The sequence below is a fragment of the Geobacillus sp. Manikaran-105 genome (assembly GCF_002809955.1).
GTDB classification, from domain to species: domain Bacteria; phylum Bacillota; class Bacilli; order Bacillales; family Anoxybacillaceae; genus Geobacillus; species Geobacillus thermophilus.
In genome coordinates this window covers 1-18263 of sequence record NZ_PIJG01000046.1, presented here as the reverse complement: position 1 = coordinate 18263, position 18263 = coordinate 1, and the positions used below count along the sequence as shown (strand labels likewise).

At 52.5% G+C, this 18263-nt stretch carries 16 protein-coding genes and 1 pseudogene; 11 read left to right on the top strand and 6 right to left on the bottom strand.

Annotated elements, in window-relative coordinates; genetic code table 11:
• Positions 1–38: 38 nt before the first annotated feature.
• Positions 39–1496: a sodium/proline symporter PutP gene (gene putP, locus CV945_RS13000; RefSeq protein ID WP_100659933.1), complete on the top strand. Its 1458-nt coding sequence runs from the start codon at positions 39–41 to the stop codon at positions 1494–1496.
• 54 nt (positions 1497–1550) lie between these two features.
• Here putP and CV945_RS12995 read toward each other — a convergent pair whose 3' ends face one another.
• The 5 genes from CV945_RS12995 to CV945_RS12975 all read right to left on the bottom strand — a co-directional run bounded on the left by CV945_RS12995 (position 1551) and on the right by CV945_RS12975 (position 6721).
• Positions 1551–2411: a carbon-nitrogen hydrolase family protein gene (locus tag CV945_RS12995; RefSeq protein WP_095860151.1), complete on the bottom strand. Its 861-nt coding sequence runs from the start codon at positions 2409–2411 to the stop codon at positions 1551–1553.
• 154 nt (positions 2412–2565) lie between these two features.
• Positions 2566–3381 (bottom strand): pyridoxine/pyridoxal/pyridoxamine kinase, encoded by an 816-nt coding sequence (pdxK, locus tag CV945_RS12990; RefSeq protein WP_100659932.1) that lies wholly within the window; start codon positions 3379–3381, stop codon positions 2566–2568.
• Between the two features lie 45 nt (positions 3382–3426).
• The gene (locus CV945_RS12985; protein ID WP_100659931.1) at positions 3427–4026 is read right to left on the bottom strand and encodes a Uma2 family endonuclease; all 600 of its coding nucleotides are present in this window, start codon (positions 4024–4026) and stop codon (positions 3427–3429) included.
• Between the two features lie 208 nt (positions 4027–4234).
• Positions 4235–5368 (bottom strand): alanine dehydrogenase, encoded by a 1134-nt coding sequence (gene ald / locus CV945_RS12980; RefSeq protein WP_020278676.1) that lies wholly within the window; start codon positions 5366–5368, stop codon positions 4235–4237.
• Positions 5369–5485: 117 nt separating this feature from the next.
• Positions 5486–6721 (bottom strand): PucR family transcriptional regulator, encoded by a 1236-nt coding sequence (locus CV945_RS12975; RefSeq protein WP_100659930.1) that lies wholly within the window; start codon positions 6719–6721, stop codon positions 5486–5488.
• A gap of 152 nt (positions 6722–6873) precedes the next feature.
• On the opposite strand from CV945_RS12975, the gene CV945_RS12970 reads away from it, so the two are divergent.
• The 8 genes from CV945_RS12970 (at position 6874) to CV945_RS12935 (ending at position 16503) form a co-directional block, all read left to right on the top strand.
• On the top strand, positions 6874–7935 hold the full coding sequence (locus tag CV945_RS12970) for a tartrate dehydrogenase (protein WP_063330615.1): 1062 nt from the start codon (positions 6874–6876) through the stop codon (positions 7933–7935).
• Positions 7936–8026: 91 nt separating this feature from the next.
• A complete protein-coding gene (locus CV945_RS12965; RefSeq protein ID WP_044744218.1) occupies positions 8027–8521 on the top strand; it encodes a PTS sugar transporter subunit IIA in 495 nt (164 codons plus the stop codon).
• An 18-nt stretch (positions 8522–8539) separates the two neighbouring features.
• Positions 8540–9370, top strand: a complete 831-nt coding sequence (locus CV945_RS12960; protein ID WP_033015391.1) for a PRD domain-containing protein — start codon at positions 8540–8542, stop codon at positions 9368–9370.
• Between the two features lie 193 nt (positions 9371–9563).
• The gene (locus CV945_RS12955; protein ID WP_050368001.1) at positions 9564–10940 is read left to right on the top strand and encodes a sucrose-specific PTS transporter subunit IIBC; all 1377 of its coding nucleotides are present in this window, start codon (positions 9564–9566) and stop codon (positions 10938–10940) included.
• Positions 10941–10952: 12 nt separating this feature from the next.
• Positions 10953–12398: a glycoside hydrolase family 32 protein gene (locus tag CV945_RS12950; protein ID WP_100659929.1), complete on the top strand. Its 1446-nt coding sequence runs from the start codon at positions 10953–10955 to the stop codon at positions 12396–12398.
• A gap of 174 nt (positions 12399–12572) precedes the next feature.
• Complete coding sequence (locus CV945_RS12945) at positions 12573–13769, top strand: MFS transporter (RefSeq protein ID WP_100659928.1); 1197 nt, start codon at positions 12573–12575, stop codon at positions 13767–13769.
• A gap of 223 nt (positions 13770–13992) precedes the next feature.
• Positions 13993–14826: a glycosyltransferase family 2 protein gene (locus CV945_RS12940; RefSeq protein WP_100659927.1), complete on the top strand. Its 834-nt coding sequence runs from the start codon at positions 13993–13995 to the stop codon at positions 14824–14826.
• Between the two features lie 294 nt (positions 14827–15120).
• The gene (locus CV945_RS12935) at positions 15121–16503 is read left to right on the top strand and encodes a glycine--tRNA ligase (protein WP_100659926.1); all 1383 of its coding nucleotides are present in this window, start codon (positions 15121–15123) and stop codon (positions 16501–16503) included.
• 756 nt (positions 16504–17259) lie between these two features.
• Here CV945_RS12935 and CV945_RS17580 read toward each other — a convergent pair.
• Positions 17260–17421, bottom strand: a pseudogene (locus CV945_RS17580) (DUF4351 domain-containing protein); the annotation flags it as partial.
• Between the two features lie 106 nt (positions 17422–17527).
• On the opposite strand from CV945_RS17580, the gene CV945_RS12925 reads away from it, so the two are divergent.
• Together CV945_RS12925 and CV945_RS12920 are read left to right on the top strand one after the other, a co-directional pair.
• Positions 17528–17824, top strand: coding sequence for a hypothetical protein (locus CV945_RS12925; protein ID WP_033009761.1), 297 nt, complete (start codon positions 17528–17530; stop codon positions 17822–17824).
• 3 nt (positions 17825–17827) lie between these two features.
• Positions 17828–18190, top strand: a complete 363-nt coding sequence (locus CV945_RS12920; RefSeq protein ID WP_232722145.1) for a PIN domain-containing protein — start codon at positions 17828–17830, stop codon at positions 18188–18190.
• Positions 18191–18263 lie beyond the last annotated feature (73 nt).

Genomic DNA, 18263 nt, shown 5'->3' with positions numbered 1-18263 from the left:
GAAAGTGGTGACAAGACAGTAGAGGAAGGAGAGCCCATATGGTTTTATTTTCCGTCATTGTGTATTTAGTCGGCATGCTTTGGATTGGCTATTGGGCGTATAAACGGACGTCCAATTTGTCTGATTATATGCTTGGCGGCCGGACGCTCGGACCGGCGGTGACGGCGCTCAGCGCCGGGGCTTCCGACATGAGCGGCTGGCTGCTCATGGGGCTGCCGGGGGCGATGTATGTCGATGGGGTGAGCGCCGCCTGGATCGTCATCGGCTTGACGCTTGGCGCTTATGCAAACTGGTTGTTTGTCGCGCCGCGCTTGCGCGTCTATACGGAAGTAGCGAACGACTCGATTACGATTCCGGAGTTTTTGGAAAACCGTTTCGGCGATGCGTCGAAATTGTTGCGGATGGCATCTGGGATTGTCATTATGGTCTTTTTTACGTTTTATGTCTCGTCCGGCCTCGTTTCGGGGGGCGTTCTGTTTGAAAACTCATTTGGTGTTAGCTACCATACGGGATTGTGGATCGTCGGCGGTGTTGTTGTCGCCTACACGCTGTTTGGCGGCTTTTTGGCCGTCAGCTGGACGGACTTTGTCCAAGGGACGATTATGTTCATCGCGTTGATTTTAGTGCCGGTCGTGACGCTGTTCCATACAGGCGGGCCGGTGGATACGATGGAGACGATTCGCGACATCGATCCCAACTTGTTGAATATATGGAAAGGAACAAGTTTTCTTGGCATCATTTCATTATTCGCCTGGGGGCTTGGGTATTTCGGCCAGCCGCACATTATCGTCCGCTTTATGGCCATTAAGTCGGTGAAAGAAATGAAAAGCGCCCGCCGCATCGGCATGGGCTGGATGATTTTCTCCACTGTCGGGGCGATGTTGACCGGTCTTTTTGGAATCGCTTACTTTTCGCAGCGCGGCATGAAGCTTGATGATCCGGAAACGGTGTTTATTCAACTCGGACACATTTTGTTCCATCCGATTATTACTGGGTTTTTGCTGGCGGCGATTTTAGCGGCGATTATGAGCACGATCTCGTCACAGTTGCTCGTCACGTCGAGCTCGCTGACCGAAGACTTGTATAAAGTCGTGTTCCGCCGCGCGGCTTCGGATAAGGAGCTTGTCTTCGTCGGGCGTTTGTCGGTGCTCCTTGTCGCCATTGTCGCGACAGCGCTGGCGTATACGAAAAACGACACGATTTTAAACTTGGTCGGCTATGCGTGGGCTGGGTTTGGCGCATCGTTTGGCCCCGTCATTTTGCTTAGCTTATGCTGGCGGCGGATGACGAAATGGGGGGCGCTCGCCGGCATGGTCGCCGGGGCGGCAACGGTCATTTTGTGGACGCAGTCGGAGTATTTGAAAGGGCTGTTGTATGAAATGATCCCCGGTTTTGCCGCCAGCTTGGCAGCGATTGTGATCGTCAGCTTGCTGACGAAGGAGCCAGAAGGGAAAGTAGCTGAACAATTTGATCGATTCAAGCAGTTGCTGTCCTAAAAATAGGCAAAAGGGTGTCCCCTTGCGCAGGGGCACCCTTTTTGTCGTTTAGGACTATTTCACTTGATTCCAATCCGGGTACAAGTCGATGCGCCGGTCGCGCCATGTCGCGACCGATCCTTTTTCCCGCACTTTGCGAAGGAGCGACAAGTCAAGGTCAGCGGTAATGACCATGTCGCTGTTGATCTCGCCCGCCGCAAGGACGCCGCCTTGCGGGAACGGGATGTCGTTTGGCGTGATGACGGCCGCCTGGCCGAAGTTGGCGCGCATAAAGTCGACCGTCGGAAGCGAGCCGATCGTGCCGGTCGTGACGACATACACTTCGTTTTCGATGGCCCGCGCGTGGCAGCAATACCGTACACGGTAAAACCCGTGCCGATCGTCGGTGCACGACGGACAGAAGATGACGTCCGCCCCTTTGGCGCGCGCCAGGCGAACGATTTCCGGAAACTCGATGTCATAGCACGTCAAAATGGCGATCGTCGCTTTGTCCGTTTCAAAGACGTGCAGTCCGTCACCCGGGGCGATGTTCCATTCGTTGGCCTCGGTCGGGGTGATGTGCAGCTTCGCTTGGCGATGGATCGTTCCGTCCGGCGCAAACAAGTGGGCGACATTGTACAGCTTGCCGTTTTCGCGGATGACATGCGTACCGCCGATCAAATACATGCCCGTGTCTTTGGCGAGCGACGTAAACAGCCCGCAATACGGCTCCGTGTAGTCCGGCAAGTCGTCGATCGCTGCTTGACGTCCGTCATCAAGTGGAATGGAAAGCAATTGGGTCGTGAAAAATTCTGGGAACAAGACAAACTCGGCGTCAAACTCTTGCGCTGTTTTGACGTAATGCGTCACTTGCGCGGCAAACTCGTCAAACGAACGGATCGTATGCAAATGATATTGGACAGCGGATACGCGCAATGGCGGCACCTTCCTTTCTATTTCCATATGGCATCTATTTTAGCACCATGCAAACCGTTTCGAGGCATTTGATTTTTCAATATGCGCAGGCCCCGCTCCCTTCCTATTTCAAGGAGGGGAGTTGCGGAAAAAGACAAGGACGAGGTCTTGTCTATTATTGTTCGCCGTAGCGGCGGTACGCACCGTGATGTGTGGGCCCGACGTATTCGTTTAACGGGAACGAATGGCGAATGGCGGCGGTGATGAACGCCTTGGCGGTGGCAATGGCGTCTTTCACCGGCCGGCCTTTTGCCAGTTCGGCGGCGATGGCCGCCGAGAACGTGCAGCCTGCTCCGTGCGTATACGTCGTGTCAATCCGCTCCGATTCGAGGAGTTCAAACGTTTTGCCGTCGTAAAGGACGTCAACCGCATAGTCATGCGGAATTTTCCGCCCGCCTTTGACGATGACATATTGGGCCCCGAGTTCATGAATGCGCCCGGCCGCTTCCTTCATGTCCTGGATCGTTTCAATGCGCGGCAAGCCGGAAAGCTGCGCTGCTTCGAACAAGTTTGGCGTCACGACCGTTGCTTTTGGTACAAGCGTTTCCCGGTAGCACACCGTATTTTCCGGGTGGAGCGGCTCATCCGCCCCTTTGCACACCATAACTGGATCGACGACCGCATTTTTCAAACCATGCTTTTCAATCGTCCGCGCCGCTAATTCAATGATATCAGTTGTCGGAAGCATGCCTGTTTTTAAGGCATCAATCCCGACGCCGACGATGATCGTCTCAAGCTGGGCTTCGATCGTTGCTAGGTCAACGGGGAACACTTGGTGCGCCCACCGGTTGTGCGGGTCCATGGCGACGATGGTCGTGATCGCCGTCATGCCGTAAACGCCAAGCTCTTGGAACGTTTTTAAGTCCGCCTGCAGCCCGGCGCCGCCGCTGCTGTCCGAGCCGGCGATCGTTAACGCTTTTGGCATCGTCATCATCATCACTCCTTTGCTTCATAACATTATATCATGAAGCCGCCCTCAAGGACGAAATAGTTGTTCCACATCAACAAAAAAGCCATCCAGCACACGTGAACAGGCCATGCCGGTTTCTTTCCAGACGCCGGCTTGTTCATATTGTCCATTGTCATTGAGCGAGTAGATTTGCACAACACGATGCATGGGGTTCACGATCCAGTATTCATAGACTCCGTATTGCATATACAAATTCAATTTGAACACGAGATCGTACGCCTGGTTGGAAGGGCTTAAAATCTCGATGATCAGCGTTGGGACGCCGACAAATTTTGTATCCGTTAATCCACTTCGATCACAGATCACGGTTAAATCAGGGACGACAATTTTCTTGCCTTCGATTCGTTCGTTCTTTAGTTCGATATCAAACGGGGCATGAAACACTTCACACGGCTTTCCTTCTAAAAAATGGAACAGTTGGACGTGCAGCCGTCCCGATATGCGTTGGTGCTGGGTCGAAGGGGAGGGAGACATCAACACAGCGCCATCAATGTATTCTAAAACGCGGTCGGTTGTTTCCCGCATGCGATAAAATTCTTCAAGCGATACCGCCTGTTTTCCCGGAACGTTCACGAAATCACCTTCTTTCCCGCTTTCTATTTTCATTATACACTGGCCGCTTTGCCGAACGAAAATGATTTGGCATAACGCAACGGGTGACATACTCCCGCCGCCTACGCTCACTTGCAGAAATGGCGGCCTTGTCGGTTTAGGACGATAAAAAAAAGCCGCCCGCTATGAGCGGGCGATCATGGGAATGGACAATGATGAACAGGCGGCCGGCAGCGCGCGTTGTCGGCCGCGTCCATCATGGTTAGTTGGCGGCCAACGTTTTCCCGAGCGCTTCGCGGGCCGGGACGTAGCGATAGCCGAGGTCGCGGGCGACGGCTTCGTACGTGATTTCGCCGTTGGCGACGTTGACGCCAAGCTCGAGCGCCGGGTTGTCCGTAATGGCTTGCATGACGCCTTTATTGGCGATTTGCAAGGCGTATGGGATCGTGACGTTCGTCAAGGCGATCGTCGAGGTGCGCGGGACAGCACCCGGCATGTTGGCGACCGCATAATGGACGACGCCGTGTTTGACGTACGTCGGGTCGTCGTGCGTTGTGACGTGGTCGCTTGTTTCGACGATGCCACCTTGGTCGATGGCGACATCGACGATGACCGACCCCGGTTTCATCGCTTTCACCATGTCCTCGGTGACGAGCTTCGGCGCCCGCGCTCCCGGGATGAGGACAGCACCGATGACAAGGTCGGCCTCTGCGACCGCTTCGGCGATGTTCATCGGGTTGGACATGAGCGTCGTAATTTGGTTGCCGAAAATGTCGTCAAGCTCGCGCAGGCGATCCGCGTTCAAGTCGATGATCGTGACATCTGCCCCGAGGCCGACCGCGACTTTTGCCGCATTCGTGCCGACGACCCCGCCGCCGATGATGACTACTTTGCCGCGGGCGACGCCAGGGACGCCGCCAAGCAAAATGCCTTTGCCACCGTACGGTTTTTCCAAAAATTGCGCCCCGATTTGCGCCGCCATCCGTCCGGCGACTTCGCTCATCGGCGTCAACAGCGGCAGCGTGCGGCCGACTTGCACAGTTTCATAGGCGATGGCGATAACGCCGCTTTCTTTTAACGCGCGCGTCAACTCTGGGTCGGCGGCCAAATGCAAGTAGGTGAACAGCACAAGCCCCGGACGGAAGAAGCGGTATTCGCTTGGCAGCGGCTCTTTCACTTTCATCACCATATCTGCTTGCGCCCACACATCTTCCGCTCGCTCGATGATTTGTGCTCCGGCACGGGCGTAATCATTGTCGCTGAAACCGCTTCCAACCCCTGCCTCTTTCTCAATGAGCACCGTATGTCCTGCCTGAACGAACGACAATACGCCAGCCGGCGTAATGGCGACACGGTTTTCGTTATTTTTAATTTCCTTTGGCACTCCAATAATCATGAATATGGTTCCTCCTCATCAAAAGTGGCCTTACTTATAGTATAAAAGAGACGGAACGGGCCGGGCATTGTTCAAAAAAGAGAAAGAAGCGCGTGGGTTTTGTGGATTTCCACAAATTCAACCGCGCGCTTCGTATTTCGCTAATTTAATATCAATGTATAATTTGATTTTTTGATTCATGTCATTGAGATCAAGCTCGGCGATGTCGGCAATCCGCTTGAGCCGATAAGCAAGCGTGTTCGGGTGAACGTTGAGGACGTCGGCGGTTTCTTGCGCGTTTTCGTTATGGTCAAAAAACGTTTCAAACGTTTTCACCAAGTCGCTGTGATGTTTGCGGTCATAGGCTTGCAATTTCTCAAGCGCCGGGTTGGTCCAGCCTCCTTGCCGTTTTTTTTCAAGCAAAAAGTCAAAAAATTGGTAAATACCGAGTTGGGCGTAGCCGTAAACCGACTTGATTTCATCGCCGAGCTTTTCTTTCAGCGCCAGGACGGCGAGCGCTTCGCGGTAGCTTTTTTCAATGAGGCGATAGACGCTGTACACGCCGCCAAATCCGCACTGCACATCGTGGATGTGAAATCGTTCTTTCATTTTGGCGGCGAACGATTCGATGAATGCACTCAGCTCTTTCAGCGGCTGGTCAGTTTTGGGCGCCCCAAGCAAAATCACATCGCGGCCGTCGGTCGTATAAAGAAGAATCGGGATTTGCTGAGTCGTCTGCAAGAGATAAGAAATTTGCCGCTCCATTTCGGCGGTCAAATCAGCGGCAAAGCGGAAGACGACAACGGCAAACTGCGGTGCGGTCGGGATTTGCATGGCAGCGAGATGGGCGCGAATCTCGTCTTCGGCCGCGATATGGCTCGTCAGCAACTTCCAAAACAGCTCCTGCACCCGCTCTTCTTTTTTGTTTTTGCGCATATACAGCTGCAACACTTTGTTTTTCGCTGCCTTGGCGGCGAGCTTGAGCCATTCCATCTCCTCAGGCGACAGCGTCCGGTTCGTTTCCAGCACCCAGATGAAACCGATCACCTCATCGTTTTTCCAGATCGACACAGCGACGCGGCTGCCGAGGCCGACGTCATGAATCGGCGGCACGCGCACCGGCTCGCGGCTTTTGAGCAGCGCTGGGATGGCGCCTTGTTTCCATAAGCTGTTGATCACTTTTTCCGGAACGCGCCGGCTGATGATCGTCGCCGTCCGCGCCGGATCGGTGTAATCGTCATGGGCGCTGTAGGCGATGAGCCGATGGTTCGCATCTTCGATCGTCACCGGGCATTTCAGCACGTCGCTGACGCGGTCGGCAAACTCTTCAAGGCTGTCAAATTCGCCGCGGAACGGGTCGGTATAGTGAGACATATTTGTTTCCCCCGCATCGTTCATCAGATTGTAGTTTGATTTTACCACAAATAAGGGTTGCCATCGTGTATTCTATAATAGATGGAGAGGATTAGGTGCGCTTTCTGTCGAACATATGGATAAGGAAATGTTTCATCAGGGAGGAGACTGTTGTGAAAAAATGGGAAATCGCCGTCATCCCTGGCGACGGCATCGGCAAGGAAGTTGTACCAGCGGCGTTGGATGTGTTGAAAGCGGTTGCGGACGTCCATGGAGGGATTTCTTTTTCTTTCACTGAATTTCCGTGGAGCTGCGACTATTATATGGAGCATGGAAAAATGATGCCGGATGATGGGCTTGAGACGTTGCGGAACTTTGACGCCATTTTCCTTGGAGCGGTCGGCAATCCGAAGCTTGTCCCTGACCATATTTCATTATGGGGATTGCTTCTGAAAATTCGCCGTGAATTTGAACAAGTGATCAACATTCGCCCGGCAAAATATTTCCGCGGCTTATCCTCGCCCCTGGCCGAACCGCGCGAGTTTGATTTCATCGTCGTCCGCGAAAACAGCGAAGGGGAATATAGCGAAGTCGGCGGGCGCATCCACCGCGGGGAAGACGAAATCGCCATTCAAAACGCTGTCTTTACCCGCAAAGGGACGGAGCGGGCGATGCGTTATGCGTTCGAGCTGGCGCGGAAGCGGAAACGGCATGTGACGAGCGCGACGAAATCGAACGGCATTTTCCATACGATGCCGTTTTGGGATGAAGTGTTCGCCGACGTCAAGCGCGACTACCCGGATGTCGCGACCGCGTCGTACCATATTGATGCATTGGCCGCCTTTTTCGTGACAAGGCCGCATACGTTTGACGTCGTTGTCGCGAGCAACTTGTTTGGCGACATTTTGACGGACCTTGGCGGCGCTATTATGGGCAGCATCGGCATCGCCCCGGCGGCGAACATCAACGTCAACGGCAAGTACCCGTCCATGTTTGAGCCGGTGCACGGCTCGGCGCCGGACATTTACGGCAAAGGCATCGCCAACCCGATCGGGCAAATTTGGACGGCGAAACTGATGCTTGACCATTTCGGCGAAGAAGAGCTCGGCGCCCTTTTGTTGCAAACGATTGAGGATGTCACCGCTGACGGCATCAAAACGCCCGATCTCGGCGGCACGGCGACGACAAAGGAAGTGACGGAAGAAATTTGCCGGCGGCTGCGCAAACGAGGCTGATGAAGACCGATTGGGGCGGCGCGGTTGGCACTGTCCTTCCGTTTTCGGTATACTGGTTGTCAGACAAACCGAATAGAAAGGATGACGCCCGTTGTTCAAAAAATGGTTTGGCAAGCAACAGCCGAAGGAAGAGACGATCACCGCACCGCTTGACGGAACGATTGTGCCGCTTGAAGACGTGCCGGATCCGGTGTTTGCGCAAAACATGATGGGCGATGGCATCGCCATCGACCCGGCGGATGGGGATGTCGTCGCTCCGGTGGACGGGGAAATCGTCCAACTCTTTCCGACGAAGCATGCTATCGGCTTGCGTTCGGAAGCGGGTGTGGAGCTGCTCATCCATGTCGGCATCGACACCGTGTCGATGAACGGGGAAGGGTTTACCGCCTATGTCAAAGCCGGCGACCGAGTGAAACGGGGCGATCGGCTTCTTTCTGTCGACTTGCCGCTTGTGCGCGAGAAAGCGAAAAGCGCGGTGACGCCGATCATCATCACGAATGGTGATGCGCTTGAAAGTTTGGAGAAAAAAGCAGGGACATCGGCAGCAAAAGGCGAGACGGTCTTATTTCATGTGAAAATGAAATAAGGGCGGCAGGGAGGACATATGGCGTTTCGCATCCATAAGATTTTAAACAACAACGCCGTTGTCGTGCTCGATGAAGGCAAAGAGAAAATTGTCATGGGCCCGGGGATTGCGTTTCAAAAGCGGAAAAACGATCTCATCCCCCCGGGCCGCATTGAGAAAATTTTCGTCATGGAAGAAGAAAATGAGAAGTTCCAGCAATTGCTTCGCACGTTGCCAGAAGAACATATCGATATTGCCGAAGAAATTATCAGCTATGCGGAAGGCAAACTGCAAGCACCGCTCAACGACCATATTCATATTGCGCTGACTGACCATTTGTCGTTTGCCATCGAGCGGTTGAAGCAAGGTTACCGCATTCAAAACAAATTGCTCAATGAAATTAAAGTGCTATATAAGGCGGAGTATGAAATTGGGCTATGGGCGAAACAGTTGATCAAAGAGCGGCTTGGCATCGAGATTCCCGATGACGAGGTGGCCCATATCGCCCTTCATATTCATACGGCGAAACTCGATGCCGCCAGCATGAACAAAACGATGCGCGAGACGACGCTCATTCATGAATTCGTTGACCTTATCCAAACGGAGCTCGGCATATCGATCGATAAGGAAAGCATTTCATACCAGCGGCTGCTCACTCATTTGCGCTTTGCCTTAAGCCGCATCGAAAACGGGGAGCCGATTCATTCGATGGATGAGGAGATGCTTGCGCTCATTCAGACAAAATATGCAAGGGAATGGGCGTGTACACAAAAAGCGGCAAGCTATGCAGAGAAGGAATATGGCATCCGTTTTCCGGAGGAGGAACTCGCCTATATCGTCCTCCATATCCAACGGTTGCGAAAGCGTTGACAAAAACAGCAGGTTGCCGTATAATGCAAAACAGACAACGAAATATTGCGGGATTGTAACTGCTTCGAGCAGGCAAGACCTAAAACGTATGAAGGGAACGGCAAGTGAGTCATGCCGCTAGATCGCCCTTTGTATGTTTTAGGTCTTTTTTGTTTTTCATTTCACCATCATTCAGAAGGAGAGGAGTTCACCGATGAATTATGAACACATTGCTAAACAACTCATCCCGCTCCTTGGCGGGAAAGAAAACATCATTAGCGTAACTCATTGCGCGACACGGCTTCGCCTCGTCTTAAAAGATGACAAAAAGGCCGAGGCGAAAGACATTGAAAACATTGAAGGGGTTAAAGGGGCGTTTTCCAGCTCCGGACAGTTTCAAATTATTTTTGGCACCGGCGTGGTGAATAAAGTGTATGAAGCGTTTGTCCGGGAAGCAGGGATACAGCAAGGTGATGCTGATGCTCATCAAGAAGCCATCAAGCAAAAAATGAATCCGCTCGCCCGCTTTGCGAAGACGTTGTCAAACATTTTTGTCCCAATCATCCCAGCCATTGTCGCGAGCGGTTTGTTAATGGGTTTGCTTGGGATGATGAAGGCGTTCAAATGGGTGGCGGCAGACAGCCCGCTGTATATTTTGCTTGATATGTTTTCGAGTGCGGCGTTTATTATTTTGCCAATTTTAATCGGCTTTAGCGCGGCGAAAGAATTTGGAGGCACGCCGTTTTTAGGGGCGGTCATCGGCGGTATTATGACTCACCCGGCGCTATTAAACCCGTGGGGATTGGCCGAGGCCAAGCCAAACTATATGCATTTTCTTGGCTTTGATATCGCTATGGTCGGGTATCAAGGGACGGTCGTGCCGATTTTGCTGGCGACGTATGTGATGAGCAAAGTGGAGCGTGGATTGCGAAAAGTTGTTCCTCATGCGGTCAGTTTGCTTGTTGTTCCATTTGTGACCGTCATTTTGACGGGATTTATTACGATTTTGGCCATTGGTCCGCTCGGCAATTTGCTTGGCGATGGGATTACGACGGTGTTGAACTTTGTTTACCATTATGGCGGTGCGTTAGCTGGCCTTATCTTTGGTGGATTGTACTCGATGATCGTCATTACTGGTGTGCATCATAGCTTTCATGCCATTGAAGCGAACTTGTTGGCGAAACTTGGGGTCAACTATTTACTGCCAATTTGGTCGATGGCCAACGTCGCCCAAGGCGGCGCCGGTTTGGCTGTATTTGTCAAATCGAAGCGGACAAAAACAAAAGAGATTGCGTTGCCGGCGGCCTTGTCAGCTTTTTTAGGCATTACCGAGCCAGTCATTTTCGGGGTGAACTTAAAATACCGGAAGCCGTTTATCGCTGCGGCCATTGGCGGCGCGCTCGGCGGAGCGTACGTCGTATTTACGAATGTAGTAGCTAATGCCTACGGGTTGACCGGCATCCCGATGATCGCCATCGTTGCGCCGGAAGGGCTCACGAACTTAATGCACTACTTAATCGGTTTTGCCATTGCCGTCGTTTCAGCGTTTGTGGCGACATTCCTTCTAAAGTTCCGTGAAGAAGAAGAGTGAGGGGACAAGCGGATGAAATCCGAACGGGAACAGAAACTTATTGAACAAGCATACGCTGAAGTCGAAAAATATGAGACTCTTGTCAATCGTGACCGGTATCGGCTTCGCTACCATCTCATGCCTCCTGTCGGGTTGATGAACGATCCAAACGGGCTGATCGACTGGCACGGAACGTATCACGTCTTCTACCAATGGATGCCGTTTCGCACCGGCCATGGCGCCAAGTTCTGGGGGCATTATACGTCCCCAGACTTGGTTCATTGGCAAGCAGCGCCGATTGCGTTAGCGCCAAGCGAATGGTATGACAAAGATGGCTGCTATTCCGGCAGTGCGATTAGTTGCGATGGAAAACTCGTGCTGTTTTACACTGGCAATGTGAAAGATGAACAAGGAAACCGCCAAACGTACCAATGCATGGCCGTATCGGAAGATGGCATTCATTTTACAAAAAAAGGCGTCGTCATTACACTTCCGGACGGATATACGGCCCATTTCCGCGATCCGAAAGTATGGCGGTATCAGGGCCATTGGTATATGATCCTGGGGGCGCAAAGCGAAAGCGGCGATGGAAAAGCGGTGCTGTTTCGTTCCGCTGATCTTTGTCATTGGGAGCATCTTGGCCCAATTGCTGGCGGCAACATGAACGGGATTGGTCCGTTTGGCTATATGTGGGAATGCCCAGACTTGTTTCCATTAGATGGGCAAGACGTGCTCATCGTCTGCCCGCAAGGATTAAAACCGGACGGCATGCGCTACCAAAACGTCTACCAGTCAGGTTATTTTGTCGGCCGCTTCGACTACGAACGGGCCGAATTCCTTCACGGGACGTTTGAGGAGCTTGATCGCGGCTTTGAATTTTACGCCCCGCAAACGATGCTTGACCGGAACGGGCGGCGCATCCTCATCGGCTGGATGGGCGTGCCGGACCAGGATGAAGACCGTCAGCCGACAGTGAGCCACCGCTGGGTGCACGCGCTCACCTTGCCGCGCGAACTTCGCCTCACTGGCGGCAAGCTGAGACAGACGCCAGTGGAAGAGTTGAAACAGTTGCGCAAACGGAAAGTGGGGTATCCGAACGCCGTTGTGGCGAATGAGCTGCGGTCGTGGCCGGGAGTTGAAGGAGACGCCATCGAACTTCGCCTTGATCGTATTCAATTGCTTGGAAGCATGATGGAGATTCATTTTCGCCATGCGGCTCGCCTTGTTTACAATAGTGACGAAGGGGTATTGACGCTTGAACGGAAAAGCTTTGTGAACGGGCTGACGGAGAAGCGGCAATGTCGATTGCCACGTCTTCGTTCGCTTCATGTTTTCCTTGATACGTCATCGATCGAACTGTTCGTCAATGATGGCGAAGAGACGTTCACTGCGCGGTTTTTTCCGCATCCGGACGACCAAACGATTTTCTTTGGCGCTCATGGGCATCTTCAGATGGACATCGAGAAATGGGAATTATAAGACGGATTGGCACGAGCAAAGCTGCCGAGAGCAATCGCTTTTCGGCGGCTTGTTTACTACTGTTGTAGTTCCTTTTGTGAGACAATGAGCAATACGGGATTGAATTTACTCCTGTCCCCCTCTATAATGAACAGTAGATAGTGTCTTTACATCGATAATGACAGGAGGATACACATGAACGAACCGACGATTTCCCAGCGCAAGCTGTTAGGCATTGCCGGTCTCGGTTGGCTGTTTGACGCGATGGATGTCGGCATGTTGTCGTTTTTGATGGCGGCCTTGCAAAAAGACTGGAATTTGACAGCCGAACAAGTCGGCTGGATCGGCAGCGTCAACTCGATCGGCATGGCGGTTGGAGCGCTCGTGTTCGGATTGCTTGCGGACCGGATCGGGCGGAAAAACGTTTTTATTTTCACATTGTTGCTGTTCTCGCTTGGCAGCGGGTTGTCGGCGCTGACGACGACGTTGGCGGCGTTTTTGGCGCTCCGCTTTTTGATCGGCATGGGGCTTGGCGGCGAGCTGCCGGTCGCGTCGACGCTCGTTTCGGAGGCGGTGCCGGCGGCCGACCGCGGCCGGGTTGTCGTGCTGCTCGAGAGTTTTTGGGCGGGCGGCTGGTTGCTGGCAGCGCTCATTTCGTATTTCGTCATCCCGACTTACGGATGGCGAACAGCGTTATGGTTGGCGGCGATTCCAGCGCTGTATGCGATCTATTTGCGCCTCCGCCTGCCCGATTCGCCTCGGTTTGCGGCCGCGCAAAAAGAGGAGACGGTGTGGAGCAATATCGTCAAAGTATGGTCCGCTCCCCATCGGAAAGAGACGGTCATGCTTTGGCTCCTTTGGTTTTGCGTCGTCTTTTCGTATTACGGCATGTTTTTATGGCTGCCAAGCGTCATGGTCATGAAAGGATTCAGCTTAATTAAAAGCTTTGAATATGTGCTCATCATGACGCTGGCGCAATTGCCCGGCTATTTCAGCGCCGCATGGCTGATCGAGCGGGCTGGGCGGAAATTTGTCTTGGTTGCGTACTTGCTTGGCACCGCATTGAGCGCCTACTTTTTCGGCACGGCCGAGTCGCTCGTCGGACTGATGGCGTCCGGCATTTTCTTGTCGTTTTTCAACTTGGGCGCCTGGGGGGCGCTGTATGCCTATACACCGGAGCAGTATCCGACATCGATCCGTGCGACAGGCGCCGGCATGGCGGCGGCGTTTGGCCGCATCGGCGGCATTTTTGGCCCACTGTTGGTCGGCTCGCTTGTCGCCCAAGGGGTGTCGGTGACGGCCATTTTCACGCTGTTTTGTCTATCGGTCCTTGTCGCCGTTTTGGCGGTCGCGGTGTTGGGCAGCGAGACGAAGCAACAGGAGCTTGCATGAGTAAAATCGTTGTAAGGGACATTCTAAGGCAGATCTCTAATGAGGGGTTGCGGGCTTTGGTTCGTGGCGCTCGTTAGGGGAGGCAAGACGAAATTGACAAACAAACGGCAGGGGCGGTACCTTAAGGGTAAGCCCCTTTTTTGATTGGCCAAGCTTTTGGTGGGTGTGCGCATCGACGCCCGCGGACGCCAAGGGGAAAACCAGTGCGAGAGGCGGTGAATTGATGTTATGTCCGTCCGTGTCCGTCGTCATCCCGACGTACAATCGCCCGTATCCGCTTGCCGAGCTGCTTGAAGCGTTAAGCCGGCAGACGTACAAGCCGTTTGAGGTCATCATTGTCAATGACGGCGGCGTTCCGGTTCATGATGTCGTCGTCTTGTACCCGGAGCTTGACATCCGTCTCATCGACCGCCGCGACAACGAAGGACATGTCGCGGCCCGCAACGCAGGCGTCCAAGCGGCGCGCGGCGAATTCATCATGCTTTGCGACGACGATGATCTAGTGTTGCCGTGCCATCTCGAGCGGATGGTCGCGGCGCTCGAGCATGCGGACTTCGCCTATGCCGATGCGGAAATTGTCCAGTATCGAACCGAAAACGACCGACGCATCCCGTCGGCACGGTTTTTGTTTGCTTATGAGTATGATTTGGAGGCGATGCGTACGTTTTCGACGTATGTGCCGTCCGGGAGCGTTTATCGGAAGGCGCTTCATGACAACATCGGCTATTTTGACGCGTCGGTCCATCATTATTGGGACTGGGACTTCTTTTTGCGCGCCGCCTCTGTTTGTCGCGTCACGCGTGTCGCGGCGGCGACGGTCTTGTATGCGTTCAGCCCGGACGGCGACAACGTGTCGCGACATATGAGCGACAAGCGGCGGCATTACTTGCGGCGGCTTTGCGAGAAGCATGGGCTTGGGGACTTGCCGGTGAAAAACTTTTGGCTCTTGCTTGACGAGCCGGAAGTCGCGAAGCGCCGGGCGAAAAGCGAAGTCATCTGGGACGGGAAGCCGATCGTGTCGCGATTTTGGGCGCAAAAAAAGGGAGGCAACTATTGACAGAGGATTTGCAGGTTTGCTATGATAGTGAACAAAATCGTATAGCGAATCGCGATGACGGATCAATAGTAGTTAACCCTCTCTTCCGAAGCGAGCCGGGGGCGGTGGGAGCCCGGTGAAGACGGTTAATGAAACGGCAGTCCGGAGCGGAAATGGAAAAAGGGGATGCGCTGTTTGCGCATCAACTAGGGTGGAACCGCGGGAGCTACGCTCTCGTCCCTAGGCGTCATGCCTAGGGGCGAGGGCGTTTTTGATTTGTTGGCACCACACACATATTTGGAGGAGGATGACGACATGGCTGCAACCATGGAAGAAATCGTAGCCCACGCAAAACATCGCGGCTTCGTGTTTCCGGGCTCGGAAATTTACGGCGGGCTGGCGAACACGTGGGATTACGGCCCGCTTGGCGTCGAGCTGAAAAACAACATCAAACGGGCGTGGTGGAAAAAGTTCGTCCAAGAGTCACCGTACAACGTCGGGCTTGACGCCGCCATTTTAATGAACCCGAGAACGTGGGAAGCGTCCGGCCACTTAGGCAACTTCAACGATCCGATGGTCGACTGCAAACAGTGCAAAGCGCGTCATCGCGCCGATAAGTTGATTGAGAAGGCGCTCGAGGAAAAAGGGATCGAGATGATCGTTGACGGGTTGCCGCTAGCGAAAATGGATGAGCTGATCCGCGAGCATGGCATCGCCTGTCCCGAATGCGGCAGCCGCGATTTCACGAACGTGCGCCAGTTCAACTTAATGTTTAAAACGTACCAAGGCGTCACCGAGTCGAGCGCCAACGAAATTTATTTGCGTCCAGAGACAGCGCAAGGCATTTTCGTCAACTTCAAAAACGTCCAGCGCACGATGCGCAAAAAATTGCCGTTTGGCATCGCGCAAATCGGCAAAAGCTTCCGCAACGAGATTACGCCGGGCAACTTCACGTTCCGCACGCGCGAATTCGAACAGATGGAGCTCGAGTTTTTCTGCAAGCCCGGTGAGGAGCTGCAATGGTTTGACTATTGGAAACAGTTTTGCAAGGACTGGCTGCTGTCGCTCGGCATGAAGGAGGATAACATCCGCCTGCGCGACCATGCGAAAGAAGAGTTGTCCCACTACAGCAACGCCACGACGGACATCGAGTACCATTTCCCGTTCGGCTGGGGCGAGCTCTGGGGCATTGCGTCGCGCACCGATTACGACTTAAAACAGCATATGGAATACTCCGGAGAGGATTTCCATTATCTCGACCAAGAAACGAACGAACGCTACGTGCCGTACTGCATTGAGCCGTCGCTTGGCGCCGACCGCGTCACGCTGGCGTTTATGATCGATGCCTATGACGAGGAAGAACTGGAAGACGGAACGACCCGGACGGTGATGCATTTGCATCCGGCGCTCGCGCCGTACAAGGCGGCCGTCTTGCCGCTGTCGAAAAAGCTTGGCGACGGCGCGCGCCGCATTTATGAGGAACTCGCGAAACATTTCATGGTTGACTACGACGAAACCGGCTCGATCGGCAAGAGGTATCGCCGCCAAGACGAAATCGGCACGCCGTTTTGCATTACGTACGATTTTGAGTCTGAACAAGACGGCCAAGTCACCGTCCGCGACCGCGATACGATGGAACAAGTGCGGCTGCCGATTGGAGAGCTCAAAGCCTTTTTAGAGGAAAAAATCGCTTTTTGATGACGGGAACGGAGGCTGTCTCAAAAGATCGTGAAACCGAGCTTTCGCAGACAGCCTCTTTTTTTGATCCTTCACCCCTCTGAGTTTGACGGTTTGAGGTCATCTAAAAGAGCCAAAATGCTTTGCTCGCAAAGATTTCACATGCGGATCCTAGAGAGGCGATGATCTCGTACAAAATCCTGCTATTCCATCTGTGTCTCAGTTAGAAAAGCCTGGTGAAATCGGCCTTCTTTTTTGGCGAAATGCCGTTGATTTGCTCATGGCAGTCATTTTTCATCGGCCTTCTAGGAGGCCGGTGATTGACTCGCACAACCGCTTCTGGGAATCAGTTCTCAAGTAGAGAAAACTTGTTGCATCAGCCTCTATGTTCACGCGTTCCATCATCGATCAAGGCAAACAACGGTTTTTCACCAACCTTCTAGAGTAAAAACCCAAAATTGTGCATAAGAGTACGTAACGGTACATGCAGTAAATAGCGATGAAACACATAGGTTAAGTCCAAATTATTGTGTAAATTCCCCTTTGATAGACAACATGGATCTGATAACTTGACGTACGGTAGGTAAGACCGGCAAGTCTCCCTGCCGATCGCCTTCCCGGACAAATGATCATGTTGTCAAGGAACAGGCGTGTCAGGGAGTTTTCGCGGCATATCCTCGCTTTGCTCCGGTGAAGCAGGAGTCTTCTCGCCCTAATACGCTAAAAGTCCCACCAATTTCAAAACGAAATAGAAACATTTGAAGGTATGATACATGTTTCAAACTCAGTATACGCCATTTTGCTTAACAACGCAGCCGCGATGGGGTTGTCATGGCAAATGTAATCACGCCAGTTTTGTTTACGCAACTCAACTGCAAGAAATTGAAATTGGAGCACATCGAAAAACGGAAACGGGAGTGTAAATGATGAAGGTTCATTTACAACTTGTGGTGAAGAGCCTGCTCATCTACAGTAAAATTAATAACCTGACTTCTTGAAACATGATATAATTATGTATAAAACCTCAACCAAGGTGGGGATGCAAATGAGCACTAACAAAAAAAGGAGCCGTGGCGCATATCATATAACAACTGGAACGGCAAAACGCCCAATTTTAAAGAGAATAGTGCGTCAAAACCGTCATCATTACCGAATTGGACCATCTGTTCTAACAGAAGAGCAAATGAAGGAGGTCATTCAAGTGCGATCTAAAAAAAAGAAGCTAACCAAGGAAGAAAAGAAAGCGTTACACAAACGTCTGGCTGGCAGTACGAAGTTATTTAGCAAAGAAGGCGTGTTGGAATCATTAAGAATTGCAAATAGAGAAGAGTGGGAGGATTAAGCATTGTCAACCAAAGTACTAATCGATACAAATATATACGCAGCACATGAAATGGGTTACCCTGATGCAGTAGAGTTCATTGAACAGCTGATTGAAGATGAGGTAGAGATTATTATGACTACCTTCATTGAGATGGAGATCATGTCTCATTTCGAAATCGAAACAGATCCTGATATAAGAGAAAATAGAAAAGGATATATTCAAATGGCTGATCAAATCTATGAAGTCACTAGAGAAGATATGGAGCTAGCAGCTGACATAAGAAGAAAAGCGAGAGCGGACAGTACACGCAAAAAGAGTATTAAAGCACCAGATGCTCTTGTTGCAGCTGCAGCTCTTCTATATACATGCTCATTGAAAAATTAACCTTCGCATAAGCGGTGCCCACTCTGGTTATACTGCTCCTAATGAAAAACATGGAAAAGGAGCGGAATTCTGC

What these genes read in the sequence shown, in the direction of transcription:
- putP (WP_100659933.1), top strand. Translation starts at nt 39, where the DNA reads ATGGTTTTATTTTCCGTCATTGTGTATTTAGTCGGCATGCTTTGGATT.
- pdxK (WP_100659932.1), bottom strand. Translation starts at nt 3,381, where the DNA reads ATGACGATGCCAAAAGCGTTAACGATCGCCGGCTCGGACAGCAGCGGC.
- CV945_RS12985 (WP_100659931.1), bottom strand. Translation starts at nt 4,026, where the DNA reads ATGAAAATAGAAAGCGGGAAAGAAGGTGATTTCGTGAACGTTCCGGGA.
- ald (WP_020278676.1), bottom strand. Translation starts at nt 5,368, where the DNA reads ATGATTATTGGAGTGCCAAAGGAAATTAAAAATAACGAAAACCGTGTC.
- CV945_RS12975 (WP_100659930.1), bottom strand. Translation starts at nt 6,721, where the DNA reads ATGTCTCACTATACCGACCCGTTCCGCGGCGAATTTGACAGCCTTGAA.
- CV945_RS12960 (WP_033015391.1), top strand. Translation starts at nt 8,540, where the DNA reads ATGGCGTTTCGCATCCATAAGATTTTAAACAACAACGCCGTTGTCGTG.
- CV945_RS12955 (WP_050368001.1), top strand. Translation starts at nt 9,564, where the DNA reads ATGAATTATGAACACATTGCTAAACAACTCATCCCGCTCCTTGGCGGG.
- CV945_RS12950 (WP_100659929.1), top strand. Translation starts at nt 10,953, where the DNA reads ATGAAATCCGAACGGGAACAGAAACTTATTGAACAAGCATACGCTGAA.
- CV945_RS12945 (WP_100659928.1), top strand. Translation starts at nt 12,573, where the DNA reads ATGAACGAACCGACGATTTCCCAGCGCAAGCTGTTAGGCATTGCCGGT.
- CV945_RS12940 (WP_100659927.1), top strand. Translation starts at nt 13,993, where the DNA reads ATGTTATGTCCGTCCGTGTCCGTCGTCATCCCGACGTACAATCGCCCG.
- CV945_RS12935 (WP_100659926.1), top strand. Translation starts at nt 15,121, where the DNA reads ATGGCTGCAACCATGGAAGAAATCGTAGCCCACGCAAAACATCGCGGC.
- CV945_RS12925 (WP_033009761.1), top strand. Translation starts at nt 17,528, where the DNA reads ATGAGCACTAACAAAAAAAGGAGCCGTGGCGCATATCATATAACAACT.